The following is a 23876-nucleotide window of genomic DNA, read 5'->3' on the forward strand; positions in this document are numbered from 1 at the left end:
TACGGGAAGAGACTGGGGCCCGGAGTCGGCACTGACGAGTGGGGCGCGGATGGGCGACGCGGTTGTGATGAAGACACCTTTGCCGTTCACCGAGGGCCGCCTCAAGGTGGTCGTCACGGGGGCGGCCGGGCGTATCGGCAGCGGATTCGCGGAATTCGCCGCCGATCGGTTCGAACTGCTCCTGCTGGACCGGCCCGGGACCGACCTCTCGGGACTCGCCGCGTACGGGCGTACGGCCCACTGCGACCTCGCGGACCTCCCCCGCCTCACCGAACTGTGCCGGGGCGCTGACTGCGTACTGCATCTCGCGGCGGATTCCAATACCGCAGCCGAGTGGGGCAGCCTGCTCACCGCGAACATCGTGGGCACGTACCACCTGTTCACGGCCAGCAGGGCGGCTGGTTGCCCGAGGGTCGTCTTCGCCTCCTCGGTGCACGCCGTCTCCGGTTACGCGCCCGGCCGCCAGGTCACGCCGGACGCGCCGGTGAACCCGGGGAATCTGTACGGGGTCTCCAAATGCTTCGGCGAGGCATTGGGACGTTATATGGCGGAGCGCCACGGAATGACGGTCGTGGCGGTACGGATCGGCGCCTTCCAGAATCCCGAGGCCGCGCGGGCCGCGGATTCCGAATGGATGATCGGAACATTTGTCGCGGACCAGGATCTCCATCCTCTCCTGGAACGCGCCATCCGGGTCGAGGGAATTCGCTTCGGAATCTTCCACGCGGTCAGCGACAACTGGTTCAAGCGCCTGGACATCACCGCGACCCGCGAACTGCTGGGCTTCGAGCCCGCCTACGACTTCATGCGGCTCTCGCCGGCCTTCAAGGAGCTCTTCACCGATCTGCCTCACGGCCGTACCCCTTCCGGGACGGAGGGCGGCGCCAATCCGGACTGAGCGGGAAAGGGTGCGCGGCCCGGACTCAACCGGCGTACACGTCCCGCCAGGAGCGAGCGGGACGCCGGCCGAGCAGCTCTCGTGCTTTCGCGGAACACTGCAGCGACTCGAAGGCCCCCAACGGCCTGGTGGTGAGCTTGGCCCCCTCGCCGAGAATTTCGAGCAGCTCGGCGGTGGGCCGGTCCGACAGAGTGTCGGGAGCCGCGATCATCAGGGCCGTCGCGCCCTCGACATCCGCCGTCAGCGCGAGCCGGCAGCTCATCGCGACGTCGTCGAGGTCCACGTAGCTCCACAGGTTCCACCGGCCGCTCTCGGGCCGGGCCCAGTACTCGGGCAGTGCCGCGTAGTCCGTCCGGTCCATGACGACCGAGAAGCGGAGTGCCACCAGGGTCATCGCGTGGCAGTGGGCGAAGTGGTGCGCGAGACCCTCACCTGTCGCCTTCGACAGGGCGTAGCTGGTCTCCGGGCGGACGGGGTGGCCCTCGTCCAGGGGCAGGTGGACGGGGCCGCCGATCCGGAAGGGCGGCCCGAGCACGGTCTCGCTGGAGGCCCACACCACGCGCTTGACGCCGTGCACCGCTGCCGCCTGGAACACGTTGTACGTGGAGGTCGTGTTCGCCGTGAAGGTCGCCCCCTCGGCCAGGTCGGAGTGCAGGGTGTGCGAGTCGGGCACGCCCGTGGCGGCGAGGTGGACCACCGCGTCCACGCCGTCCAGGGCGTCGACGGCCTGCCAGAGCTCGCGCAGATCCGCACGCCGGTAGCCGGGCTCCTGCGCCCGCATCGGCGCGATGTCGACCGGGACGGTTTCATGTCCGCGCGCGGCCAGCTCCGCGCCCACGGCCCGCCCGATCCGGCCCAGTCCCCCGGTCACCGCGACTCGCATGGCAACTCCCTTGTCAGCACCGGCATCTGACGTACCGCCACCCCGGCTGTGCGAGTGGCGGGGGGACTATAGTCGTTGTGCCGACCACCCCGGAAGGTGGCCGCTCCGGTGCCCGTCCGAGGAGGTCCCATGGCGCGGATCGTGGTGGTACACGGGATCGCCCAGCAGTTCAAGGGCCCCCGAACGCTCCACGCCTCGGTCGCGCCCGCCCTGCGCGACGGCGTGACGGCGGCTCTCGGCCCGGCCGGACCGGCACTCGGCGACCACGACATCGAATGCGCCTTCTACGGCGACGCGTTCGTCCGGCCCGGGACCCGGGCGACGGCGATTCCGGCGTACGACGAGACGGACGTGGAGGGCGACTACGAGGCGGAGCTGCTGCTGGAGTGGTGGCTGGCGGCGGCGCGGGCGTACCCGCAGGTGCGGGGCCCGGACGAGAAGTCCCGCGGTGTGGTCGGATACGCGGCGACCCGCCCGCTGACGCGCCCGCTGGTACGCCGTGCCCTCGACGCGCTGACGCACGCGCCCTACTTCGCGCGGGTCGCGGAACCGCTGCTCATCTTCGGGCTGAAGCAGGTCCGCCGGTACTTCGACGAGCCCGACCTGCGGGTGCGGGTGCGGGCGGCGGTGGCCCGCACCATCACGGCGGACACCCGGGTGCTGGTGGCGCACTCGCTGGGCAGCGTGGCGGCGTACGAGCTGTTGTGCGACGAAGCACTGCGGAAGGCGCACCCCGAGTGGCGCATCTCCTCACTGATCACCCTCGGCTCGCCGCTCGGACTGCGCGGCCTGATCTTCGACCGCCTGTCGCCGGCTCCCCACCAGGGCACAGGCGTCTGGCCCCCCGGAATCGAACGCTGGACGAACATCGCCGACGAGGGCGACATCGTCGCCCTCGTCAAGCAACTCGCCCCCCGCTTCGGCGCGCAGGTCCAGGACCACGAGGTCCACAACGGCGTCGAGATGCATTCCGTGAGCCGCTATCTCACGGCCCCCACCACGGGCAGGGCCATCGCGGGAGCGCTCACCGAAACCACTCCCTGACGCGGTCCAGAGCGCGGCCCGCATCAGGAAGTAGTCGGCGTCAGGGGGTGTGGGCCGTCAGACTCCGATCAGCTCGTAGGTACCCGTGCCGTCCTGCCTGCCGTTGGAGTACTGGCGCAGGAACTCCCCGTCGGCGTACCGGTCGTGGCCCATCATGGAGCCGGTGTACTTGTTCTGCAGACCGACCTTCGAGCTGCCCGGCACGTCGCGGTAGACGTAGAACCGCTGGAGGTCGTCCTCCGCGCAGGGGACCGTCATCACGACCGCCCGGTCGATGGCCGCGTTCTGCGCGGGGATGCTCGCGCACCCGCCGTTGCCCCAGTTCCACAGGGACGCCTCGAGGACCCCGTCGCGCTCCGTCACATTGCACAGGCGCCAGTGGTCCAGGTGGCCGCTGAAGATCGTCGAGGGCCGCAGCCGGACACCGTCGTCCGCCCGGAGCGGTGCGCCCCAGGACAGGGACTTGCCGGGTACGGCGATCTTGAAGGTGCCGCCCACGCAGTCCAGAGCGGCCCGCGCGCCGCGTCCGGCGGCCTTGGGCTGTTCGGCGGGCGTGGCGCCGGTGAGGGCCGGGCGCTGGACGAGACGGTCCCGCTTCTCCTTCGCCGTCGGCGCCACGGCGCCCGCCGGGCGCTCGGCCTTCGCGGCGGCCGAGCCGCAGTCGAGAAGGCCTTGCGCCTTGGCCATGATGCTGCCCGCGGGCACGCTGTCCTGGCAGCGCACGGCGCCTTCCTCGAGGGTGGTGAAGGTGGTGAAGCTGCCGCCGCCGGTCCCCTCGAACCACTTCAACGCCCAGCTGCCGTCGCCCTGTTGGACGCGGTTGCAGTTGAGGCTTCCGTACGTGCCGGTGACTTTCTTGGTGCCCTTGTAGACGCCGTAGTAGCCGGGCTTGCTGAAGTTCCACGTGACGGCGTTCGACACGGTGCTGGTGGAGGAGGAGTCGACCTTCACGCTCAGCCCCAGGCTCGCGCCGACCTTGCCGAGGGTCTCGACGGCGAAACCGCCCTCGGCGTTGCCGTTGAGGCCGACGGAGACGGAGATGGTCGTCTGGGTGCTGGTGGTGACGGTCTGGTTTCCGGTGGTGCCCTCGGTGACGTACCAGCCCTTGAAGTGGGTGATCGTCGGTGACACTTCGGTGGTCTTGATGTACGGGTGGCGGGTGCCGAGGTCGGCGGCCGTGCAGCTGTCGCCGGGCTGGGGCGCGGTCGTGCCGGTGGGCGCGGCGGCAGCTGGTGAGGCGGCGAGGCTCATGGCGGTGACCGCGATGGCGGCCGCCGTGGCGGTCACCGCCGTAATTGATCTGCCTAACCGGCTGACGGGTCCTGTGGAACGCATCGTTGCCTGCTTCCCCCTGGTCGGGTGTGTCCGGTCGGGGGTGAATGTAGCGGCCACGGGGGGTGGTGGCGTGAGGGCCGAACTGGCCACGAACGATCACGGAGGGGCTTGTTCCGCCCCCGGGGTCACCGCACCGTGCGGCTGTCATAGCCACCGCTTGCGTGGCGCCGGCCGCTACCCCCTGCAACGGCGGTGGTGACAGTTCCGAGGCCACCAACACCGCCCCGTCCGCGAGCGCTGGCAAGCAGAAAGAAGATCTTCGCTCCGAGCAAGGCGCACAATCAGCAGTCTCATGAGACAGCCGCTCCCGCCCTGCGACTACGTCCAGAGAGGAATGCCGGTCGCCGTCTGCAGTTCTGCTCCGACGTAGGTTTCGGTCGTGTCGACCAGCCGCTGGATGTGAGCGTAGTAGGTCTCGACCTTGGGCTTGGTGGGTGCCGTCAGCGAAGAACCGCGATGAGCGATATCTCCTCGGAGGGTGACGAGGGCGTCGAGCTTCTTCTCAGCCTTGGCTGGGCTCATTCCGGGCCAGGACCAATGATCCGGGACGTCCTCAATCCCTATGGCGTCGCCAAAGAGCATCTTGATGTTCCAGGTCTTCGGCGTATTCAGTCGCTGATTCCGCTCGGCCTGCAGGTTGGCCAGTCGTGTGCGGAGCAGCGTACGCCAGCCGCCGTCCGCAAGAGCCCAAGCAGCAAGCTGGTTCTTGGGGTCAAGCTCCTTGGACACCCGCTTGCGGAGCGGCTCGGGAAGTGCCTGCGCGTCTACCCCGTGTGTAACCAGGTGTTCCAGTCCCTCCGCAGCAAGGTCCTCGCAGAACGCCTCCCAGAAAGCAGAGAGCAGGACGATCGATGCCTTGTGGAGGGCGTCGACTTGCCACTTGCGGCCCGGCCCCTGGGGAGTGATGTCGGCGTGGATTTCGAGTAGACGGTCGATGTCCTTGCGGTTCGCGTCGAAGGCCAGGCGTGCCTTGCTGGGCATTGGGCTCCTCTGGAAGGTCGGGTTGAACAGGAGGTTAGCGGCGATGGCGGGGACAGCGTGAGCGGACGGGAGTGACAGTGGTACCTCGTCGTTGAGTTGCGGCATCGCGTTTCGCCTCATCGGGGGTGACCTTCCGATGAGCCGCGATGTGGGCGTCCCACTCGGCGGGGACGGCCGGAGCCCGGTTCATGGTCGCGCGGCTGGCCTGGGCGTCTTTGTGAAGGTCCTGGGTCAGGAGACCTGGGAGGCGGGCAAGGCCTGAGCGGCACCCTGTTCTCCGTCGGCGGGCGGAGACAGGCGCGCAGCCGCTTCGTACGCAGCCTCCGGTCGCCCTGGCAACCGCTCGCCCGGCAGAACCCCGGGCCACCCACCGTCGCGCCCGCACGCTCCCGGCGACATACGGACCTGTGCCGTCCCACCGCCTGGAAGTGCGCCCTAGCTCACTCCCTCTCTGCGCAAACGGTCGGCCTCGGCGGTCCGCCCCTGCTCGGCGAGCATGCCGGTGAGCACGTCCAGGACCTGCGTACCGCCTCCCATGGCAAGGTTCCGGCGCCACAGTTCTTCGATCTCGGCGATGCGGCCCGTCCGTGCGAGCAACTTCGTCAGGTGGTGACCGGCGTACCAGCGCGTGGCCGAGTCGCCGTGGTCCGCCAGGCGGCGCCAGATCGCCTCACTCTCGTCGGTGTTCCGGTGCGTTTCCAGGAAGGTGACGAGTTCCTCGTTCACCGTCAGATTGCCGGCTGCCGCGATCCTCCGCAGCAGCGCCTCCGCCTCGTCGATCCGCCCGCTTTCGACCAGGAGTTGGACGAGGCGACTACGGGAAGACCAGGCACTCTCGCCTCCGTTCAGAGCCGAGCGGAGCAGTACAGCCTCGGCCTCCTCCGAGCGCCCCTGCTTCAGCAGGAGGCTGACCAGCCAGCCGGTGCCCTTGTCGTAGGTCGTGGAGACCTCTTCGAGGAGGCGCTCCTCCTCGGCTTCCTTGCCGTGCCGACCCAGCAGGAGGGACAGCGTCAGCAGGGCGTCGGGGTCGCCCTTGAGGGCGCTGGGGAGGAGCAGCTCGACCGCCTCGTCGACACGGCCCTGCCGTTCGAGCACCGTGGCCAGTCCCGAGGCCGATCCATGTTCCCCGGCACGGACCCCGGCGCGCCACAGTTCCTCCGCCTCGGCCGGCCGGCCCTGCCGCAGGAGGAGGTCGCTCAGCATCTCGCGCCCACTGGACGAGGTCTCGTCCCCGTCTCCGTGCCGGACGCTGTGGCGCCACACCCACTCGGCCTCGGCCGCCCGCCCCTCACTCTCCAAGCGTCTGGCCAGAATGCTATGGGCGTAACGGTGACCGGCCATCGCGGACCTCCACAGCACCTCCTCCGCCTCCGCGGTGCGTTCGCCGATGTCGAGCATCATGACCAGCTGGTTACGGCAGCCGAGGTCGCCGGCCCGGGCGCCTTCGCGCAGCGCCTGGTAGGCCTGGTCGCGCATCCGGTGGCTCTGCAGGAACTCGATGAACGGGAACCACACGTGGTGGCCCGCGGTGATGGCCTGCCGCCAGGTGGTGAGAGCCTCGGCTGTCCTGCCGTGTCTGTCCAGGAAGGAAGCCAGGCTGCTGACCACGCTCATGTCTCCCCGTGCGAGGCCGTCGCGGAACACGCGTTCGGCTTCGGCCGGTCGGCCGCGCTGGTCGAGGAAGTTGCCCAGCCGGACGAGCTCCAGGTCGTCGCCGGCGGCGGCCGCCGCCCGCCGGACCCGCTCCTCGTCCTCGATCCTGCCCTGTCGCGCCATCAGATCGATGAGCGACGACCGGGCCTGCGCCAGGTCTCCGGCCGCCGCGCGATAGATCTGCTCGGCCTGCCGGAAGAGGCCGCGGTCTTCCGCGGCCCGTCCCGTGCGCCACAGGTCCGCGCCGGTGAGGTGGTCGGCGTACGCCTGCCACACGCTGTCGGCGGGCACGCTCGCGCGCCGCGTCGCGGCACCGTGCTGCAAGAGGTAGTCGGCCACGGTGTATCCGGCGACCGTGCCCATCTCCCGTCCTGGGAGCGGGTTGAGGACCGAAGTCGCGCCATGCAGCTCCCTGGTCGCGTAAGCCGTGGCTCGCGCGAACCAGTCCTGCGGGGCCCTGGCGATCTCGGAGGGGGCGAGATACGCCGGGACCGCCGCCGTCAGCAAGGCGGTCGGCACGCCGCCCTCGACTCCGAGCCGACGTGCATCGACAGCTGCGGTGATGAGGGCACGGGCGTAGGGGTCGGACGCCTGTTCCCAGCGCAGCACCAGATGAGGGGCTGCCGCGAGGACCTGGGTCATGCCGTAGTCGGCCGAGGTCAGGGCGACGCGGATGCGCGGATCGTCCCGCGCCGCGGCGTCCGCCAGCTCCCGCTCCGCGGGAGTCAGCCGGTCCGCGAGGTCGATGACCTCCGCCTGCTTGAGCACTTCACGCTCGCGCCGGAACAGATCGTCCTCGCGCGCCCCCGGCTTCGCGGTGAACCGGAAGTAGTGGTCGGGCCAGAGCGTGCCGACCAGCACTGTCTCGGCCTCACCCGCCAGCAGGGCGCGGATCGTCGCGGGTGTCAGCCCATCGCTGAGGTAGTTCTGGAACTCGTCGAGCCACACCACGGTCCGGGGAGCGGGCGCGGCCGCCAAGGCGGCCAGGGCGGTGGCGTCGGGCGGCTGGACGAGCCACCAGTCGGCCCGCTCTGCCCGGACCGCCTCCCACGCGCTGCGCGTCTTGCCCACGGACGACCCACCGACCAGCAGCACGAACCGTCCGGCGGCCAGCGCGGCCCGCAGGCGGGCGTCGACGTCGCGCGGCACGTAGACCGGGAGTTCGTCCGCCGCGGTCGCCGGACCGGTCACCTGGATCGCCGCGTGAACGCCGAGCGCGCGGGGCCGGGCATCCCGGACCAGCAGAGCCCCGGAGGGCCGTCGGACCGACACGGACCCGACCCGGCTCCACGCGGCCAGCCACCCCGAGACTTCCGTGGCCGGCACTTCGCACACGGCGAGGAAGGTCAACAGCTTGTCGCGCGACGGCATCCGGCGACCGGTAACGATCTCACCGATCGTGCTCCTGGCCAGGGGCTCCCAGGCCGGTCCGCCGGGCTTCGGCGGCAACTTCCCGGCTGCCGCCGCCATGCGCTCGTACGACAGGCCCCTCTGCCGACGGAGCGCGTCGAGGCACGCCGCGAAGCCGGCGGGCCCGTCCGCCCGATCCGGGTCCACTGCCCCCACCGCGCCCCCTCACACGGCCCGCCCGTACCGACCACTCAACATACGGACCGGGACCCGTCACCGTCGCCGATTCCAAGGTTTCTCGGTCTGCCTCCGGCTTCCTCCGACTCCCGCCGAGACCGTGGCCGGAGGGCGCGCCCGGCCGCTGCACTGAAACCACGCCACCGAACACGGGAGGAATCATGAGCGACTGGCTGGTCATCGTTCAGGCCGCAGGTAGTCTCTTCACTTTCGCCGCCACCCTGGTCGACCTCTTCACGGCGCTGCACGGTCGCCGCAGTGATGTCGACCAGTGACCGGACAGGCGCTCACCCTCACGCCACCGTCAGCTGCTCGGCATGAGCATCTTCGGGATCGGGCCGCGAGGGCTTGCCCTTCCCGACGGCACGAACTGGATCTGGACCGTCCGGCGCCGTCCAGGTGCACGTCCTGCGCAAGATCGTCGGACTGATCCCGAAAACGATCGAGGGGCCGTTTCAGATTGCTCTGAAGCGGCCCCTCATCTGCGACTCTCACGAGTCGGGACGACAGGATTTGAACCTGCGACCCCTTGACCCCCAGTCAAGTGCGCTACCAAGCTGCGCCACGTCCCGTTGCCCGTGTGACCTGGGGTTTCCCCCTGGCCGAACGCGCAGGAAAACAATACCGCACTCTCACTGGTGATCGCTCACCCCTTTCCGGCGGACGGCTTTCCGGCGGACGGCGATCCTTGACCTCAAGCGAGGTTGAGGTTGGACGCTTCCTCGCATGGTGACGAACACGACCACGACGACGCCCCCGGCACGCGCCTACGGATACGCCGATCTGCCCCACCTCATGGCGCTGATGACGGGCGACGAGAAGCACGGGCCCGCCGCGACATCGACGCTCGACGCCCTGTGGGTGCTCTACGACCGTGTGCTCCGCGTCACGCCGGAGCGGGCGGACGACCCCGGGCGGGACCGGTTCCTGCTGTCGAAGGGGCACGGGCCCATGGCCTACTACGCCGTCCTCGCCGCCAAGGGCTTCCTGCCCGCCGCGTGGCTGGAGGGCTTCGGCTCATACGACTCCCCGCTCGGGCACCACCCCGACCGCATGCTGGTGCCCGGCGCCGAGATCGGCAGCGGCTCGCTGGGGCACGGGCTGCCCGTCGCCGTGGGGACGGCGCTCGGGCTCAGGGCCCAGGGGCGCACCGGCCCCGCCGTGTGGACGCTCGTCGGTGACGCCGAGATGGACGAGGGCAGCAACCACGAGGCCATCGCCTTCGCGGGCCCGGCACGGCTCGAACAACTGCACGTCCTCGTGATCGACAACGCCTCCGCCAGCCACGCGCGGCCCGGTGGGCTCCAGGCCCGCTTCGAGGCCGCGGGGTGGTCCGCCGAGACGGTCGACGGGCGCGACCACGACGCCCTGTACGCGGCCTTCACCGCACCCCACCCGGGGCGGCCGCGCGTGGTCGTCGCCCGGGTCGAGCCCAAGGACTAGGCGGTCGAGCCCCCGCACGACCCCCGGCAAGCGTGAGCCGCACCGCCCCTCCCCCTCCGTACATCTGGAAAGGAACGTTCCGCCATGGACACCATGCGTGACCGATTCGCCCCTGTCGTCTCCCGGCTGCTGGACGAGGATCCCCGCGTCGCCGTCGTCCTCGCCGAGATCGGCAAGGACGCCTTCGCGCAGACGATGCGCGAGCACCCCGACCGGGTGATCAACGTCGGCATCCGGGAGCAGCTGCTCGTGGGCGCGGGCGCCGGGCTCGCGCTCGCCGGGATGCGGCCCGTCGTGCACACCTTCGCCGCCTTCCTCGTGGAGCGGCCCTTCGAGCAGCTCAAACTCGATTTCGGGCACCAGGGCCTCGGGGGTGTCCTGGTGAGCGCCGGCGCGTCCTTCGACTGGCCCGCCGGCGGCTTCACGCACATGTCGCCCGGCGACGTGGCGCTGCTCGACACCCTCGCCGACTGGACCGTGCACGTGCCGGGCCACCCCGACGAGGCCGAGACGCTTCTGCGGCACGCCGTCGCGGCGGGCGACGACAAGGTGTACGTACGCCTGTCGGTGCAGTCCAACTCCCGGGCGCTGCACGCGGACGGCGCACGTTTCCTCACCGTGCGCGAGGGGCGCGCGGGCGTGGTGATCGCCGTCGGGCCGCTGCTCGACCAGGTCCTCGCGGCGACAGAAGGGCTCGACGTGACCGTGCTGTACGCCACGACCGTGCGGCCCTTCGACGGGCGAGCGCTGCGCAGGGCCGTGGGAGACGCGGAGGCGGCCGACGTGGTGATCGTCGAGCCGTACCTCGCCGGGACCTCGACTTGCGCCGCGAACGACGCGCTCGCCGATGTCCCGCACCGCGTGCTCGGTCTGGGCGTGGGCCGCCGTGAGCTGCGCCGCTACGGGCAGATCGAGGAGCATCTGGCCGCCCACGGCCTGGACGCGGGGTCGCTGCGCGAGCGGATCGGCGGCTTCCTGGGCGAGCGTGCCCGCGTACGTACGCCGTAGGGCCCGCGCCTCTCAGCTGCTGCGGGGTGGTGGTGCCCCTATGCCCTGGGGATGCCCGCGGGTATGTCCTCGGGTATGTCTTCGGGGGTGAGGACCCCCAACTCGGGATTTTCCTCCAGGAGTCGGGGCGGCGCGGCCTGGCGCCAGGAGTCCGCCAGGATGTCGGTCAGCTCCTGGGCGTCAAGCGCCGCCAGGCGCACCCGCACCCATGCCGAGGACGCCTCGTGCGCGGCGACCCAGAACTTGTCCGGCTCGGCGAGGACCAGCTCGTCCCGCTCGATCTTCGGGCACCGCACCGCGATGGACGTCTCGTCGTCCGGGACCGTCAGGAACATCTTTCCGGCGACACGGAACGTGGGCATGCTCCAGGCGATCTTCTCCACCGTCTCCGGCAGGGCGAGGGCGATGCGGCGCACGTCGTCGGAGGTGACGCGGGCCCGGGATCTGGACTTCGACATGCCGGAACCGTAACCAACGCCACTGACAGTCGCCCGGGCCCGCCCCGGCGTGGCCGGGGTCTCGTGCGGGCCCGTTCGTTCAGGGGGCCGGGTTCTCGCCGAGGCGCTTGTAGAACAGGGTCGTCGCCCGGAGGGTCCCGGCCGGGTCCGTCGCGTAGTCGGGGATGGTCCCGGCCGAGGTCCAACCGGTCCTCGCGTAGAGGGTTTCGGCGGGGCTGCCGGTCTCGGTGTCCAGGACCAGGAGGGTCGCCCCCGCCCGCGCCGCCGCGTCCTCGGCGGCGGACAGCAGGGCGCGGGCGAGGCCTTGGCCCCGCGCGGACGGGTGAACCATCAGCTTGGCGATCTCGGCGCGGTGGCGGCCGTTGGGCTTGTCGGTGAACGCGACGGAGACCGTTCCGACGACCCGCTCGGCGTCGTGCGCGGCCCAGACGGCGAGGCGCCCCTCCTCGATCGCGGGAGCCAGCCCGCGCCACCACGCGGCCGCGCTCGCGCGGTCCAGGTCCGCGAGGAAACCGAGCGAGGCACCGCCCCGCACGGTGTCGGCCAAGAGGCGGCCCAGATCGTCCGCGCACTCCAGGAGCCGGGCGGCGTCGAGGCGCGCCAAGGACGTGGCGACGGTCATGACTTCACCACCACGAGGGCGTACCGCACCGCCTGCTCCCCCAGGCAGCGGAAGCGCGACGCGCCCCACAGCCGGTAGCGCAGGCAGTCACCGGTACCCAGGGCGTGCGGTTCCCCCTGGACCGTCACTTCCAGGGACCCTTCCAGGACCCAGATGTGCTGCTCGAGACCGGGCACGGGCGGCCGGTCGTACGCGATGTCGGCGCCCGGCTGCAATCGGCCCTCGACCAGTTCGCCGCGCATCCCGATGTGCGGCGGCGAGACCTGCCAGCGCATGAACCCCGCGTCGTCGTCGGACCAGACGGCCTGGTCGACGGCGCGCACCAGCTGTGCGGGCTCTGCCTCCACCTCGCTCAGGAGCTGGGACATGGTCCGTTCGTAGACGGCGCAGAGGCGGTTCAGGAGGGCCGCGGTGGGGCTGATCTCCGCACGCTCGGCCCGGGAGAGGGTGGAGCGGCTGATGCCGCTCAGCTCGGCCAGCTCGCCCAGGGACCAGCCGCGTTCGGCGCGCAGCTCGGACAGTCGGGCGGCCAGGCGCGCGTCGACTCCTTCGTGTTCCATATTCGGCACGCTATCCCGCATGTGGGACCGGAACAAGGGTGATCTCGCTCTCCGAACCGCCGCCGTCCGCTCTACGGACCGCCGCCATCCGCACACCGGACCACCGTCGCCGGCTCTCAGCCCGCCGCCTCCCCGAGGGCCGTCAGGATCGGGCGGATGAGCGGGTGTCCCTCCGCCCCGCATCGCACCGCCGCGAACACCCGGCGGGTGGGCGCCGCGCCCTCCACCGGGCGGACCACGACACCCGAGACGTCCATGCCCCGCAGCGCCGAACGCGGTACGAGGGCCACGCCGGCGCCGGCCGACGCGAGCGCCACGACCGCGCGGAAGTCGTCCGACCAGTGCTCCGGCGTCGGCTGGAAACCGGCCTGCTCGCAGGCGAGGACGACCACGTCGTGGCACGGGTTTCCCGCGAAGGGGCCGATCCAGGCGTCCTTGGCCAGTTCGGCCAGCGGTACCCGTGCGGCGCCGGCCAGCCGGTGGCCGAGCGGGAGCACCGCGTCGAAGGGCTCCGCGTAGAGCGGGACCCGGGTCAGCCGGGGGTCGTCCGCGCCCGGCGCGCCCCGGTACTCGACGGCCACCGCGACATCGACCTGCCGGTCGAGGACCATCGGCAGGCTCGCGTCGCCCTCCGCGTCCTGGACCCGGACCCTGATGCCGGGCGCGGAGACGGCGAGGCGGGCCAGGGCGGGGGCGACGACCAGGCCGATGCCGGTGGCGAAGGAGGCGACGGTGGCGGTGCCCGCCTCGCCGGAGCTGTACGCGGCCAGCTCGGCCTCGGCCCGCTCCAGCTGGGCCAGCACCGCGTTGGTGTGCGCCAGCAGGATCTCGCCGGCGGCCGTCAGCCGTACGCCGCGCGCCGAGCGGTCGACCAGGCGGTGCCCCGTCTCCTGCTCCAGGGCGGTGAGCTGCTGGGAGACGGCGGACGGGGTGAGGTACAGGGCGGCCGCGGCGGCCGTGACCGTACGGTGGTCGGCCACCGCACGCAGGATGTGCAGCCGCCGTGCTTCGATCATGCGGCGATTCTCCCAAATCGGGAGCCCCCACCGCACCATCGGTCTCGCCGGGTGCCTGGCGGGACGCCCACGGGACGCCGCACAGGGGGCGCGCGCTGTCACGCCGTACGCGCCCCCGTAGTCCCGGGATCTTCGGAAAACCGTTCGGCAGGCGGGCCCTCGACGCACTGAGATGGCACCCGACCCCCGCCCACCGCCCACCGCACGGAGCGGACCGCCCAGGCCGACCGGGCTGACCGGGCCGACCGGGCCGACCGGGCCGACCGGGCCGACCGGGGCCGGGTCGACGGGCCGACCAGGCCGACGGGCACACCGAGCCGATCTCAAGGAGCCACGCCTCTTGGCCGCAAGGACCCTCCCATGGTGACCGCCCGCCCGGCGATCGAGGCGACGCTGGCCAGGCGGCTGGTCGACGCCCAGTTCCCGCAGTGGGCCGCGCTGCCGCTCGACCTGATCGACCCGGCCGGCTCCGACCATGTGATCTACCGGCTCGGCGAGGAGCTGTCCGTCCGTCTGCCCCGCCATGACGGAGCCGTCGAACAGGCGGGAAAGGAGTCCGAGTGGCTGCCGCGGCTCGCCCCGCACCTGCCGCTGGCCGTGCCGGAGCCGGTGGCGGCGGGCGAGCCGGGGTTCGGTTACCCGTGGCCGTGGGCGGTGTCCCGCTGGCTGGACGGCGAGGTGGCGACCGCCGAGGAACCGGGTGACTCGACCGAGGCCGCGCTCCGGCTGGCGGAGTTCCTCACCGCGCTGCAGGCGATCGCGCCGGGTGACTTCCCGGCCCGGCAAGCCCCGGACCACGCGCCCGATTCCCTGTCCGCCAGGGACCGCGACACGCGGACAGCGATCGCCGAGGTCGAGGGGGTGTTCGACGCCGAGGCGATGACCGCGCTGTAGGACGCCGCCCTGGGCGCGCCCGGCTGGGACCGCCCCGGGTCTGGTTCCACGGGGGCTTCCAGTACCTTCATTAGGCGAGTTGGCTGTCGGGGTGAGAAGTGTCGGGGAAGTAGAACTAGGTCGTCGTTCTCCGGCGTCGCGGCCGGGACCACGGCCAGGCTCATGCCTCGCCGCCGCATGCCGCGACACGACAACGACGGCGGAGCTTGTCTTCGTCAACGCCACGTCTGGTATTGCCTCGTGAGGGTGGCTGGCCTTTCGGTCGTGTGTCGAGGCGTGGTTCGCCTTGTGCAGGAGGCGCCCCATGGGCCGCCCATGAGTAAACGCTCCGTTTCAGGAAAAGGGTGTGATCCGGCGTTCTGCTTCGCGCTCTGTTCGCCCGCTCTCGCCGTCACCATCAAGGCGGCGGCCGCGTGGACCGGTGAAGGGACGAAGATGATGAGCACGGACACGGGAACTGCGGGTGGCGAGCAGGCTGCTCGCCGGATCAGCACAGTCGCGGGAACAGCTATCCCAGAGGCGGCCAAACAGGGTGTGGAGCTGGCCCGTTCGACCAAGTTGAACGGGCCGTACGGGGTCGCGGTGGACCGCGACGGGACCCTCTACATCTGTGAGCACGCCGGCCATCGGGTCCGGAGGGTCACGTCTGACGGGAAGATCAGCACGGTCGCGGGGACCGGGAGTCCGGGACGTGGAGAAGAGGGGGTCTCTGCCCACTTGGCCGCGCTGCAACACCCGCGCGGGATTGCCGTGGACAGCGCGGGCGACCTCTACATCGCCGATGCGGGCAACCACCGTATCCGGAAGGTCACGATGGCCGACGGGAAGATCCGCACGTTCGCCGGGACGGGCACCGGGGCCACTGACCGCACCTTGGCCACCGCTACCCCTCTGAGCACGCCGCACGATGTCGCGGTGGACAGCGCGGGCGATGTTTACATCGCCGACCACGGCAACCACCAGATCAGGAAGGTCACGGCCGACGGGAAGATCAGCACGGTGGCCGGGAAGGGCACCCCTGGCTTGGCCCCTGACGGTACCCTCGCCACCGACGCCCAGCTGAAGTTCCCGAGCGCCGTGGCGGTGGACAGTGCAGGCAACCTCTACATCGCCGATTCCGGCAACCAGCGGGTCCGGATGGTCCCGAAGGCCGATGGGAAGATCCGCACGCTTGCCGGGACGGCCACGGCCCCGTTGAACGTCTCGGTGGGGATGGCGGTGGACAGCGTGGGCGACCTCTATGTCGCCGACTACGGCAGCCACCGGATCACGAAGGTCGCGGCTGACGGGAAGGTCAGCGCGCTTGCCGGAACGGGCGCCCCGGGCTTCGATGGTGACGGCGAGTTGGCCGCCAAGGACGCCAAGCTGTCCAACCCGTACGGGCTTGCTGTGGACTGCGTGGACTCGCTCTACATCGCCGACTACAGCAACGCCCGGGTCCGGAAGATCACGTCGGCGAACTTGGCGGGGCTGCCCGATTCGGGCACGGTGGTCTCCTGGGCCAACGTCCGCAGCAAATTGAGGATTTCAGTCGTACATGAGTCGACCAAGGACGGGGCCGAGGTACAGCAGACGCTCACCGTCCCCAGGGATCACCAGCGGTGGCGGCTGGTCGCGGCGGGGCAGGACGACGGCGAGGTCCTGTACCGGATCGAGAACGTGCGCAGCGGCAAGGTCCTGGAGGTCGTGGGAGCCCACAAGGCCAAGGGTGCGGTAGTGGCGCAGCGTGCCTACGAGGGTGCTGACGCGCACCACCAGCAGTGGCGGCTGATCCCGGTGGGCCCGGTGACCGATTCTCCGCGGGTGTACGAGATCGCGAACCGCAACAGTGGTCTGCTGCTGCGGGTCGACACCAACGCCCGCACGGTGATCAAGCAGTACGAGGCGGACGGCGACCCCCGGGACCGTCAGTGGCAGTTGCTCCCGGTATGACGCAGGAGGGGCAGGGGCTGTCACACCCCTGCCCCCCTACGACGTGAGCGCTACGGGGAACTGGATGGTCCCTCGGTGGTCGTCTCGGTCTTCTTGGTTTCCCCCAGCCTCTGCGGAGCCTTGGCGGTCGCTGAAGGGGGCTCGGCAGGCTCTGCGGCCTTGGGTGTCTTCGGCGCCTCGGGGGTCTTGGCGTATGCCGCCCTGTCCGGGTCGCTCTGGAGGCCCCCGTGCTTTTGCAGCCCGTCCTCCTCCTTCACCGTCTCCTTCGCCTTTGCCATGCCGGCGGACGCCGTGCCGGAGACCGTGCCGGCATGGGCCGAGTCCTTCTCCGTCTGGGCCGAGTTCTTCGTCGTCTGGATGAAAGAGCCGAGGATGCCCATGATGACCCGCGCTTCAGGTGACTGCTCCCGGACGACTTTCGCCCGGGAGGAAGCCCCGTGGAGATCATTGATGAACAGGTCCGCGCTCTTGTCGTCGTACGCGCCCTCTGCGACGTCCTCGAAATCGGTGTCCGCAGCCCGTCGCGAGTCGGTGTTGCCGGGTTTCACCGAGAAGAGCGCCGCGCTGTCTTCCGCGAAACCGAAAATGTTGTTGAACACCATGGTCATTGCCTCTCGTCGTCGTGGATTTGGCGTCGCCGCCCGATCACGGGCCCTTGTGCAGGGCTCGCTGGCTGTAGACCAGGCGCTCTTCCTCGAACATCGTGTGATGGACGTCCAGGGCGGAGACGACCTCCATCCGTCCTTTCATGCGGAATCCGCCGCCGGCCAGATTGATGCTGGCGATGTCATAGGCGACCACCTGGGCGAGCCCGGGATTTCCGGGCTGCGGGGGAGAAAGGACCGGAACCGGTACGGCGTACTGCACCGCGAGATACCCGGCGAAGGTCACCGGGATCTCGTACTCGTAGTGCCGGTGGACGCGCCGTTGCGTGGCCATGGTCTCCACACGGGAGTCCGCCGGAACCGTGCCGCCGATCTGCGATTTCGAGGTCCAGCTGGTCGTCAGGGACCCGCCGACGGTGGCTGCGAGGCCCAGGGCCAGCTGCGCGTTGAGCGACGCACTGCCGGTGGCACTGCCCTGAGTGGTGAATGCCACCGAGTCCGTCACCGAGTTTGACGTGGAGTTCCCCGTCGAGTTCGTCGTGGCTGTCTCCGTGGCGTTGGCGTTGTCGACCCCGACGCTGTCCTTGCTGTTCTTGTTGGTCACCGTGTTGGCGTTCTTGTTCGCCATGTCGTTCCGCATCTGCGTCCCGAACTGCGCCTGGAGATCCATCTTGAGTTGGTTCTGCAACTGCAACTGCAGCTGCGCGCCGATGGTGCCGCCGAAGGTGAGCTTGGCATCCCCGTGAAGCGACCACGTCACCCCGTTCGACACGGTGAATTCGACCGAGTCGGTGAAGGTCATTGAGTTCTTCTGGCTGCGGTTCACGTAGGCGCGGGAGGAGAACGTGTCGGGCCGGGGCGGAGTGATGTCACCCCGCTCCTCGATCAGTGGCTCCCCGAGGTTCATGTAGGCGAGCCAGCCACGATCGAACGCGGAGTCCGGGAAAGCGTCGGAGGATTTCTCCTTGTTGATCGAGACGCCGACGGGCCTGTGCTGCACGCCGTTGTTGTCGGTGTAGACCAGGTTGGGGTGGTTCAGGAGGACCTGCAAGTCGATGTTCAGTTCCCGCAGGTTGGTTTTTGTCAGCGGATGACGCTTGAACCGTTCCAGGTTGTATGCGGTGGAAGGCATTCCCCGTCCTCGACTGATCTGTCCGAAACGCGCTCGATGAAATGGAACAGATATCCGCGCGCTTGCCGAAATTCGAAACTAGCAGAGGCCCCAATTCCTGGGAAGGCCCCCTCGGGCATCACACCCAATCGAGTGAAAACAAATCACTGACCGCCCCACACTCGCCGCCAATTGAGGTAAGTTGAGGCATTGCCAGCCACTCGATCGATTCCTCGCGAATTTCTGTACGCGCAGGTCGTGCTGGCACCCGCTTGCTGGACGGCGGCATTGGATTTGATTGCCCCCTAAAAAGCCGGGACTGCGTCGATGCAGGTCGGATAAATGCGGCGGCAATGCCATGCCGAAAAGCGCTGCCCTTGTGGCTGGTTTATCGTTCTCCACTTCGACAACAGGTGAGGTTCCGCGATGTACACCCAAGAACGCACGGCGATGTCGAACCTGGTGGTGGGCGGCCCGGTCGCCGTGAACAGCTACGACAACGCGATCGTGGCCGCACTGGTCGAGAACCGGCCAGTGATGCTCGTTCACGCCTTCAACGGAGGCTTCCTGCGGCCTGCCGAGCTGGACAAGAGCACCCACGACAAGGGAGTCCAGCTGTCCACCACGCTCGACACGGCCATCAAAGAGGCTCAAGGCCACCTCTGGTACATCACCCCGGCAGGCTTCTTCGGGCAGCGACCGCTGTACTTCATCGAGAGCGCCGCGGGCCAGGAGCCCCCCAAGCCGCCCGCCGCCGGCCAGGCCGATCCCGGGCGCGGCGACGACGGCGTGCCCAAGCCGCAGCGCCGGCGCATCACCGTCCACCAGGACGCCCCCACGGGCACGACGGGCGACACCGTCCAGGTAGGCCTGCCCGACAAGGTCGGCGACCTGTGGCGCGGGAAGAACGGCGCGCCGGAGGACACGCAGATGTGGGTCGTCACGGTGACGCCGTGGGGCGGCATCACTTTTGTGCCGATCACCCACCCGGACACCATCCTCGGCTTCAAGGACCACGCGGTGACGGCCAAGAGCGAGGTACGCGTGACCTACAACTGGGGCGGGGACTTCACCGGGACGGTCATCAACACGTTCTACCCGCGCCTGCCCAACGAGTGGAGCGTCCCCTACCATCACGTCTTCACGTGACCCACGGCCGTCGCCCCACCGCACCTGCCCCGAGCCCCCGCCCGCACCGCCCGGAAGAGGCACCACGATGCCCGTGCCCACGCAAGAACTGAAACTGGAGATCGTCAACGCAGCGACGGGGAAGGTCCTCGGCGCCAGGTCCACGCCGGGAACGGACGGGACACTGGTCGTACGCGACTTCCCGGACGGGCGCCCGACCCCGGAGCAATGGCAGCTCACCCCCGTGCAAGCCCCAGGCGGACAGACACCAGACGAGCAGACGTACGTGATCCGCAACGCGGTCGGCAGCAAGGTCCTCCACAATCCCGCCGCCGCAGACCGCGGCATCCTCCAATCGGATGCCGCCGCCGGCAGCAAGGCCCAGCGCTGGCGGCTCGTCCCCGTCGAGGACGAAGCGGGCCTCTACCTCATCGAAGACGCCACCGACGGCGCCGTCCTCGACCTCGCCGACCCCGCGGCGGACGAGATCCGGGTCGTCCTGCGCGAGTACGACGACAGCGCGGCAAGCCAGCGCTGGCGGTTCGTCACAGCCGAGCCCGAGCGCACGAGCGATCCCGTGCTGCGCTTCGCGCCACTGAGCCACTGGAACAGCCGCCAGTCCTGGCGACTTGTCCCCTCGGCCGCGCTGCGACCGGCGCCTGACGCCACACCCTCCTTCAGCGACATGCTGCTGGTCCTGAAGCGCTTCGGAAGCGGGCAGGACGCCAGCGCCTGGCAGAGCGTCGGAGCCGGCAGCTCAATCGGTGGCCAACCGGGCGCCCTGGAGCCAGGCCGGTGGGCCGGGCTCGGTGACCGGTTCCTCGCCGACACCACCGGTGACGGCCGCGCCGACATTGTCGGGCTCAAGCCCGCGAAGGGGCCGGTGACGGCCGTCGCCCTGGGTGACGGCACATTCAAAGACGACGAGCGCGTCCTGCACCCACCCGCGCCCTCCCCGAGTCCCAAAGACCTATGGACGCTCGTGGACACCACGGGCAACGGCAAGCCCGACGCCGTCACACTCGCCGCCGACGGTGTCCGCGTGTTCCTGCAGGACGACACTGGAAAGTTCGCACCCACGAGCGGCGAGCCGGTCATCAAGGCGTTCGGCCACGGCCAGTCGGCGGGCGGCTGGATTGCCGACAAGCACCCCCGCTTCCTCGCCGACACCACCGGCGGCGGCCGCACCGACATCGTCGGCTTCCACGACGACGGCGTCTGGATCTCACTCCAAAACACGGAAGGGAAATTCGCCTCCCTGGCAGCCGAACCGGCTCTCCGGGCGTTCGGCCACGGCCAGTCGGCGGGCGGCTGGATTGCCGACAAGCACCCCCGCTTCCTCGCCGACACCACCGGTGACGGCCGCACCGACATCGTCGGCTTCCACGACGACGGCGTCTGGATCTCACTCCAAAACACGGAAGGGAAATTCGCCGAGCCCCTGTGGGTCCTCGACGACTTCGGGGTCGACCAGGGGTGGAGCTCGACCGAGGAGTACCCCCGCTCCCTGCTCCCGGCCACCGGCGGCGGAGCTGTGGACATCGTCGGGTTCGGCCCGCAGGGCGTCGTCGTTGCCCGTGGACGCGGCGACGGCACGTTCGAGCCCCCCAAGCTCGTCCTGAACGACTTCGGGGACGCCCAGGGGTGGACGAGCAAGAAACACCTCCGGGTCCTCGCCGACGTCACCGGCGACGGCAACCCCGACATCGTCGGCTTCGGCGACGAAGGGGTCTGGGTGGCGCACAGCTGCGGTGACGGCCGGTTCGAGCAGGCGCAGCTGGTGTGCCGCGGCTTCGGCCACAACGACGACGCGGGCGCCTGGCGGGTGGGCCACCACCCCCGGTTCGTCGCCGACATCACCGGTGACGGCCGCGTCGACATCGTCGGTTTCGGCGGACCAGGCGTGTACGTGGCCCGCAACGTCTTCCGCCGCTTCAAAACCCGATAAGAGGTTCCATCTCCACAGCACGGCGTCCGGCCATCCGCAACGACGAGGGCGGCTATTAGGCCCCTAGCTCGCCACCAACCACCGGGAACGCAACCTCAGCTCGCACCTGGCGCGTGCTGCCAGGCGGGACGGCCAGCTCCACATCGTTGCAGCCGGCACCCTGAGACTGAGCACAACGTCTCGCTTACTGAGCAGCTTGCGAATGGCCTGTGTGAATGGCAAGTACAGACGCTCAGCACCAGGCCCGGGGTCGGGAGCGTGCCTGTTCTCGATGTCGCCCCGCGGAGACACTTCTGTGGGCCTTTCTCTGTCCCGGGCCGTGTCGGCAGGCAAGGGGCTTGTCCCTATGCGAGGAGCCCTGGAAACCGGTGTATAGACGAGGCGCTGCTCGGCTGAGCCGGGGGACCCGTGTCCAATGCCCGCGCCGAGGGGCGCCGCCCGTACAGGGTGGCGCCCCTCGCCGCGCGTGGGATCCGTCAGGCCCCGCCCCGCTCCCCCAGCTCCGCGCGCGCCGCCACGAACGCGTCCACCGCCCGGTTCACGTCCTGCGTGGAGTGCGCCGCCGAGAGCTGGACGCGGATGCGGGCCGCGCCCTGCGGAACCACCGGGTACGAGAAGCCGATCACGTACACGCCGCGCTCCAGGAGCAGCTCGGCCATGCGTCCCGCGACGGCCGCGTCCCCGATCATGACCGGGGCGATGGCGTGGTCGCCGGGCAGGATGTCGAAGCCCTCCTCGGTCATCCGCGAGCGGAACAGGGCGGTGTTGGCGGCGAGGCGCTCGCGCAGGTCGCCCGCCGTCTCCAGCAGGTCGAGGACCTTCAGGGAGGCCGCCGCGATCACCGGCGCCAGCGTGTTGGAGAAGAGGTACGGGCGCGAGCGCTGGCGCAGCAGCGCGACGATCTCGGCGCGGGCGGCGACGTAACCGCCGGAGGCGCCGCCGAGGGCCTTGCCCAGCGTGCCGGTGATGATGTCGACGCGGTCCATGACGCCGTGCAGCTCGGGGGTGCCGCGGCCGCCGGGGCCGACGAAGCCGACGGCGTGCGAGTCGTCCACCATGACCATCGCGTCGTACCGGTCGGCGAGGTCGCAGATCTCCGCGAGCGGGGCGACGTAGCCGTCCATGGAGAAGACGCCGTCGGTGACGATCAGCCGGCGGCGCGCCCCGGACGCCTCCTTGAGCTGCTGCTCCAGGTCGGCGAGGTCGCGGTTCGCGTACCGGAAGCGGCGCGCCTTGGACAGGCGGATGCCGTCGATGATCGAGGCGTGGTTGAGCGCGTCGGAGATGACGGCGTCCTCGGGGCCGAGCAGGGTCTCGAAGACACCGCCGTTGGCGTCGAAGCAGGAGGAGTACAGGATCGTGTCCTCCTGGCCGAGGAAGGCGGACAGCCGCGCCTCCAGCTCCTTGTGGACCTCCTGCGTGCCGCAGATGAAGCGGACGGAGGCCATGCCGTAGCCCCAGCGGTCGAGGGCCTCGTGGGCGGCGGCCACGACCTCGGGGTGGTCGGCCAGGCCGAGGTAGTTGTTGGCGCAGAAGTTCAGGACCTCGCCCCCCGAGCTGACGGCGACCGTCGCGGACTGCGGGGTGCTGATGACCCGCTCGGGCTTGTGCAGCCCGGCGGCCCGGATCTCGTCGAGCGTGGCCTGGAGGTCTTCGCGTACGGAGTCGAACATGCGTGTATTCCTTCGGGGTGGGCCGGGGAGGGTCAGGAGGTCCAGTCGAGGATGACCTTGCCGCCGCGGCCGCTCGCCGCGTCGTCGAAGGCGGCCTCGAAGTCGCGGTGACCGTAGCGGCCCGTGATGACGGGGGCCAGGTCGAGGCCGCCTTCGAGCAGTACGGACATCGCGTACCAGGTCTCGAACATCTCGCGGCCGTAGATGCCCTTGATGGTGATCATCGAGGTGACGATCCGCGCCCAGTCGACGGCGAACTCCTCCGACGGCAGGCCGAGCATCGCGATCTTGCCGCCGTGGGTCATGTTGGCGACCATGTCGCGCATCGCGCGCGGGTTGCCGGACATCTCCAGGCCGACGTCGAAGCCCTCGCGCAGCCCGAGCGCGCGCTGGCCGTCGGTGATCGTGGACTCCGCCACGTTCAGGGCGAGGCTGACGCCGACCTTGCGGGCCAGTTCCAGGCGCTCCTCGCTGACGTCGGTGATGACGACGTTGCGAGCGCCGGCGTGGCGGGCGACGGCGGCCGCCATGAGGCCGATCGGCCCGGCCCCTGTGATCAGCACGTCCTCGCCGACCAGCGGGAAGGACAGAGCGGTGTGCACGGCGTTGCCGAAGGGGTCGAAGATCGCGGCCACGTCGAGGTCGACGGGCACGCGGTGCACCCAGACGTTGCCGGCGGGCAGCGCGACGTACTCCGCGAAGGCACCGTCCCGGCCGACGCCGAGGCCGACGGTGGCGCGGCACAGGTGACGCCGCCCGGCCAGGCAGTTGCGGCACTTGCCGCAGACCAGGTGTCCCTCGCCGCTGACCAGGTCGCCGACCTCGACGTCGGCGACATCGCGGCCGGTCTCCACGACCTCGCCGACGAACTCGTGGCCGACGACCAGGGGTGCGGTGATCGTCTGCCGCGCCCAGCCGTCCCAGGCCCGGATGTGCAGATCGGTGCCGCAGATCCCGGTGCGGAGCACCTTGATGAGGACGTCGCCGTGGCCGATGACCGGCTCCGGCACGTCCATCAGCCGGAGACCCGGCTCCGCTTTCTCCTTGACCAGCGCCTTCAACGCCACGGCTCCTGTCGTACGTCGATGTTTCCCCCG

Annotated in this window: 19 protein-coding genes, 1 tRNA gene and 1 pseudogene; 8 read left to right on the plus strand and 13 right to left on the minus strand. The window is 70.1% G+C overall.

Features of this window, described 5'->3' with window-relative positions; genetic code table 11:
- Positions 1–67 precede the first annotated feature (67 nt).
- A complete protein-coding gene (locus ACZ516_RS08950) occupies positions 68–898 on the plus strand; it encodes an NAD-dependent epimerase/dehydratase family protein (protein ID WP_469009289.1) in 831 nt (276 codons plus the stop codon).
- Positions 899–923: 25 nt separating this feature from the next.
- Here the strand turns inward: ACZ516_RS08950 and ACZ516_RS08955 are convergent, their stop codons facing one another.
- Positions 924–1781 (minus strand): NAD-dependent epimerase/dehydratase family protein, encoded by an 858-nt coding sequence (locus tag ACZ516_RS08955; protein WP_361082442.1) that lies wholly within the window; start codon positions 1779–1781, stop codon positions 924–926.
- Between the two features lie 129 nt (positions 1782–1910).
- Between ACZ516_RS08955 and ACZ516_RS08960 the strand changes: the two genes are divergently transcribed.
- Positions 1911–2825 carry an antibiotic ABC transporter ATP-binding protein gene (locus ACZ516_RS08960; protein ID WP_469009291.1) on the plus strand — a complete coding sequence of 305 codons (915 nt, stop codon included), beginning with the start codon at positions 1911–1913 and terminating at the stop codon, positions 2823–2825.
- Between the two features lie 57 nt (positions 2826–2882).
- On the opposite strand, the gene ACZ516_RS08965 is transcribed toward ACZ516_RS08960, so the two are convergent.
- The 4 genes from ACZ516_RS08965 to ACZ516_RS08980 form a co-directional block, all read right to left on the minus strand.
- Positions 2883–4160 carry a hypothetical protein gene (locus ACZ516_RS08965; RefSeq protein ID WP_361082438.1) on the minus strand — a complete coding sequence of 426 codons (1278 nt, stop codon included), beginning with the start codon at positions 4158–4160 and terminating at the stop codon, positions 2883–2885.
- A 318-nt stretch (positions 4161–4478) separates the two neighbouring features.
- Positions 4479–5141, minus strand: coding sequence for a HEPN domain-containing protein (locus ACZ516_RS08970; RefSeq protein ID WP_361082436.1), 663 nt, complete (start codon positions 5139–5141; stop codon positions 4479–4481).
- A gap of 435 nt (positions 5142–5576) precedes the next feature.
- A complete protein-coding gene (locus tag ACZ516_RS08975; protein ID WP_469009292.1) occupies positions 5577–8360 on the minus strand; it encodes a helix-turn-helix domain-containing protein in 2784 nt (927 codons plus the stop codon).
- 519 nt (positions 8361–8879) lie between these two features.
- A tRNA-Pro gene (locus tag ACZ516_RS08980) sits at positions 8880–8953 on the minus strand.
- A 154-nt stretch (positions 8954–9107) separates the two neighbouring features.
- On the opposite strand from ACZ516_RS08980, the gene ACZ516_RS08985 reads away from it, so the two are divergent.
- Together ACZ516_RS08985 and ACZ516_RS08990 are read left to right on the plus strand one after the other, a co-directional pair.
- On the plus strand, positions 9108–9824 hold the full coding sequence (locus ACZ516_RS08985; protein WP_469009293.1) for a transketolase: 717 nt from the start codon (positions 9108–9110) through the stop codon (positions 9822–9824).
- 84 nt (positions 9825–9908) lie between these two features.
- A complete protein-coding gene (locus ACZ516_RS08990) occupies positions 9909–10832 on the plus strand; it encodes a transketolase family protein (RefSeq protein ID WP_469009295.1) in 924 nt (307 codons plus the stop codon).
- A gap of 38 nt (positions 10833–10870) precedes the next feature.
- Here the strand turns inward: ACZ516_RS08990 and ACZ516_RS08995 are convergent, their stop codons facing one another.
- From ACZ516_RS08995 to ACZ516_RS09010, 4 genes are all read right to left on the minus strand, one after another.
- Positions 10871–11290, minus strand: a complete 420-nt coding sequence (locus ACZ516_RS08995; protein WP_361082428.1) for an MmcQ/YjbR family DNA-binding protein — start codon at positions 11288–11290, stop codon at positions 10871–10873.
- Between the two features lie 79 nt (positions 11291–11369).
- Entirely contained in the window at positions 11370–11912 is a 543-nt protein-coding gene (locus ACZ516_RS09000; protein ID WP_361082426.1) for a GNAT family N-acetyltransferase, read from the minus strand.
- On the minus strand, positions 11909–12472 hold the full coding sequence (locus ACZ516_RS09005; RefSeq protein WP_469009296.1) for a helix-turn-helix domain-containing protein: 564 nt from the start codon (positions 12470–12472) through the stop codon (positions 11909–11911). Before ACZ516_RS09005 ends, ACZ516_RS09000 begins: the two co-directional genes overlap by 4 nt.
- A 116-nt stretch (positions 12473–12588) precedes the next feature.
- Positions 12589–13488 carry a LysR family transcriptional regulator gene (locus ACZ516_RS09010; protein WP_469009298.1) on the minus strand — a complete coding sequence of 300 codons (900 nt, stop codon included), beginning with the start codon at positions 13486–13488 and terminating at the stop codon, positions 12589–12591.
- Positions 13489–13848: 360 nt separating this feature from the next.
- Between ACZ516_RS09010 and ACZ516_RS09015 the strand changes: the two are divergent.
- Together ACZ516_RS09015 and ACZ516_RS09020 are read left to right on the plus strand one after the other, a co-directional pair.
- Positions 13849–14441: pseudogene (locus ACZ516_RS09015) on the plus strand (phosphotransferase); the annotation flags it as partial.
- A 376-nt stretch (positions 14442–14817) separates the two neighbouring features.
- Positions 14818–16314, plus strand: a complete 1497-nt coding sequence (locus tag ACZ516_RS09020; protein WP_469009299.1) for an NHL domain-containing protein — start codon at positions 14818–14820, stop codon at positions 16312–16314.
- Between the two features lie 50 nt (positions 16315–16364).
- On the opposite strand, the gene ACZ516_RS09025 is transcribed toward ACZ516_RS09020, so the two are convergent.
- Both ACZ516_RS09025 and ACZ516_RS09030 read right to left on the minus strand, forming a co-directional pair.
- Positions 16365–16922, minus strand: coding sequence for a hypothetical protein (locus tag ACZ516_RS09025; protein WP_361082421.1), 558 nt, complete (start codon positions 16920–16922; stop codon positions 16365–16367).
- Between the two features lie 37 nt (positions 16923–16959).
- Entirely contained in the window at positions 16960–18051 is a 1092-nt protein-coding gene (locus ACZ516_RS09030; RefSeq protein ID WP_469009300.1) for a hypothetical protein, read from the minus strand.
- Positions 18052–18456: 405 nt separating this feature from the next.
- On the opposite strand from ACZ516_RS09030, the gene ACZ516_RS09035 reads away from it, so the two are divergent.
- Both ACZ516_RS09035 and ACZ516_RS09040 read left to right on the plus strand, forming a co-directional pair.
- Positions 18457–19179, plus strand: coding sequence for a hypothetical protein (locus tag ACZ516_RS09035; RefSeq protein ID WP_361082417.1), 723 nt, complete (start codon positions 18457–18459; stop codon positions 19177–19179).
- Between the two features lie 67 nt (positions 19180–19246).
- On the plus strand, positions 19247–21106 hold the full coding sequence (locus ACZ516_RS09040) for an FG-GAP-like repeat-containing protein (protein WP_469009302.1): 1860 nt from the start codon (positions 19247–19249) through the stop codon (positions 21104–21106).
- 476 nt (positions 21107–21582) lie between these two features.
- Here ACZ516_RS09040 and ACZ516_RS09045 read toward each other — a convergent pair whose 3' ends face one another.
- A complete protein-coding gene (locus ACZ516_RS09045; RefSeq protein ID WP_361082413.1) occupies positions 21583–22779 on the minus strand; it encodes a glycine C-acetyltransferase in 1197 nt (398 codons plus the stop codon).
- A 32-nt stretch (positions 22780–22811) separates the two neighbouring features.
- Positions 22812–23840, minus strand: a complete 1029-nt coding sequence (tdh, locus tag ACZ516_RS09050; RefSeq protein ID WP_361082630.1) for an L-threonine 3-dehydrogenase — start codon at positions 23838–23840, stop codon at positions 22812–22814.
- Positions 23841–23876 lie beyond the last annotated feature (36 nt).

It is taken from the genome of Streptomyces sp. NPDC034037, assembly GCF_055575715.1.

What these genes read in the sequence shown, in the direction of transcription:
- ACZ516_RS08965 (WP_361082438.1), bottom strand. Translation starts at nt 4,160, where the DNA reads ATGCGTTCCACAGGACCCGTCAGCCGGTTAGGCAGATCAATTACGGCG.
- ACZ516_RS09035 (WP_361082417.1), top strand. Translation starts at nt 18,457, where the DNA reads ATGTACACCCAAGAACGCACGGCGATGTCGAACCTGGTGGTGGGCGGC.
- ACZ516_RS09005 (WP_469009296.1), bottom strand. Translation starts at nt 12,472, where the DNA reads ATGGAACACGAAGGAGTCGACGCGCGCCTGGCCGCCCGACTGTCCGAG.
- ACZ516_RS09030 (WP_469009300.1), bottom strand. Translation starts at nt 18,051, where the DNA reads ATGCCTTCCACCGCATACAACCTGGAACGGTTCAAGCGTCATCCGCTG.
- ACZ516_RS08970 (WP_361082436.1), bottom strand. Translation starts at nt 5,141, where the DNA reads ATGCCCAGCAAGGCACGCCTGGCCTTCGACGCGAACCGCAAGGACATC.
- ACZ516_RS08955 (WP_361082442.1), bottom strand. Translation starts at nt 1,781, where the DNA reads ATGCGAGTCGCGGTGACCGGGGGACTGGGCCGGATCGGGCGGGCCGTG.
- ACZ516_RS08960 (WP_469009291.1), top strand. Translation starts at nt 1,911, where the DNA reads ATGGCGCGGATCGTGGTGGTACACGGGATCGCCCAGCAGTTCAAGGGC.
- ACZ516_RS09025 (WP_361082421.1), bottom strand. Translation starts at nt 16,922, where the DNA reads ATGACCATGGTGTTCAACAACATTTTCGGTTTCGCGGAAGACAGCGCG.
- ACZ516_RS09010 (WP_469009298.1), bottom strand. Translation starts at nt 13,488, where the DNA reads ATGATCGAAGCACGGCGGCTGCACATCCTGCGTGCGGTGGCCGACCAC.
- ACZ516_RS08950 (WP_469009289.1), top strand. Translation starts at nt 68, where the DNA reads ATGAAGACACCTTTGCCGTTCACCGAGGGCCGCCTCAAGGTGGTCGTC.
- ACZ516_RS08985 (WP_469009293.1), top strand. Translation starts at nt 9,108, where the DNA reads ATGGTGACGAACACGACCACGACGACGCCCCCGGCACGCGCCTACGGA.
- ACZ516_RS09000 (WP_361082426.1), bottom strand. Translation starts at nt 11,912, where the DNA reads ATGACCGTCGCCACGTCCTTGGCGCGCCTCGACGCCGCCCGGCTCCTG.
- ACZ516_RS08990 (WP_469009295.1), top strand. Translation starts at nt 9,909, where the DNA reads ATGGACACCATGCGTGACCGATTCGCCCCTGTCGTCTCCCGGCTGCTG.
- ACZ516_RS09020 (WP_469009299.1), top strand. Translation starts at nt 14,818, where the DNA reads ATGATGAGCACGGACACGGGAACTGCGGGTGGCGAGCAGGCTGCTCGC.
- ACZ516_RS09045 (WP_361082413.1), bottom strand. Translation starts at nt 22,779, where the DNA reads ATGTTCGACTCCGTACGCGAAGACCTCCAGGCCACGCTCGACGAGATC.
- ACZ516_RS09040 (WP_469009302.1), top strand. Translation starts at nt 19,247, where the DNA reads ATGCCCGTGCCCACGCAAGAACTGAAACTGGAGATCGTCAACGCAGCG.
- ACZ516_RS08995 (WP_361082428.1), bottom strand. Translation starts at nt 11,290, where the DNA reads ATGTCGAAGTCCAGATCCCGGGCCCGCGTCACCTCCGACGACGTGCGC.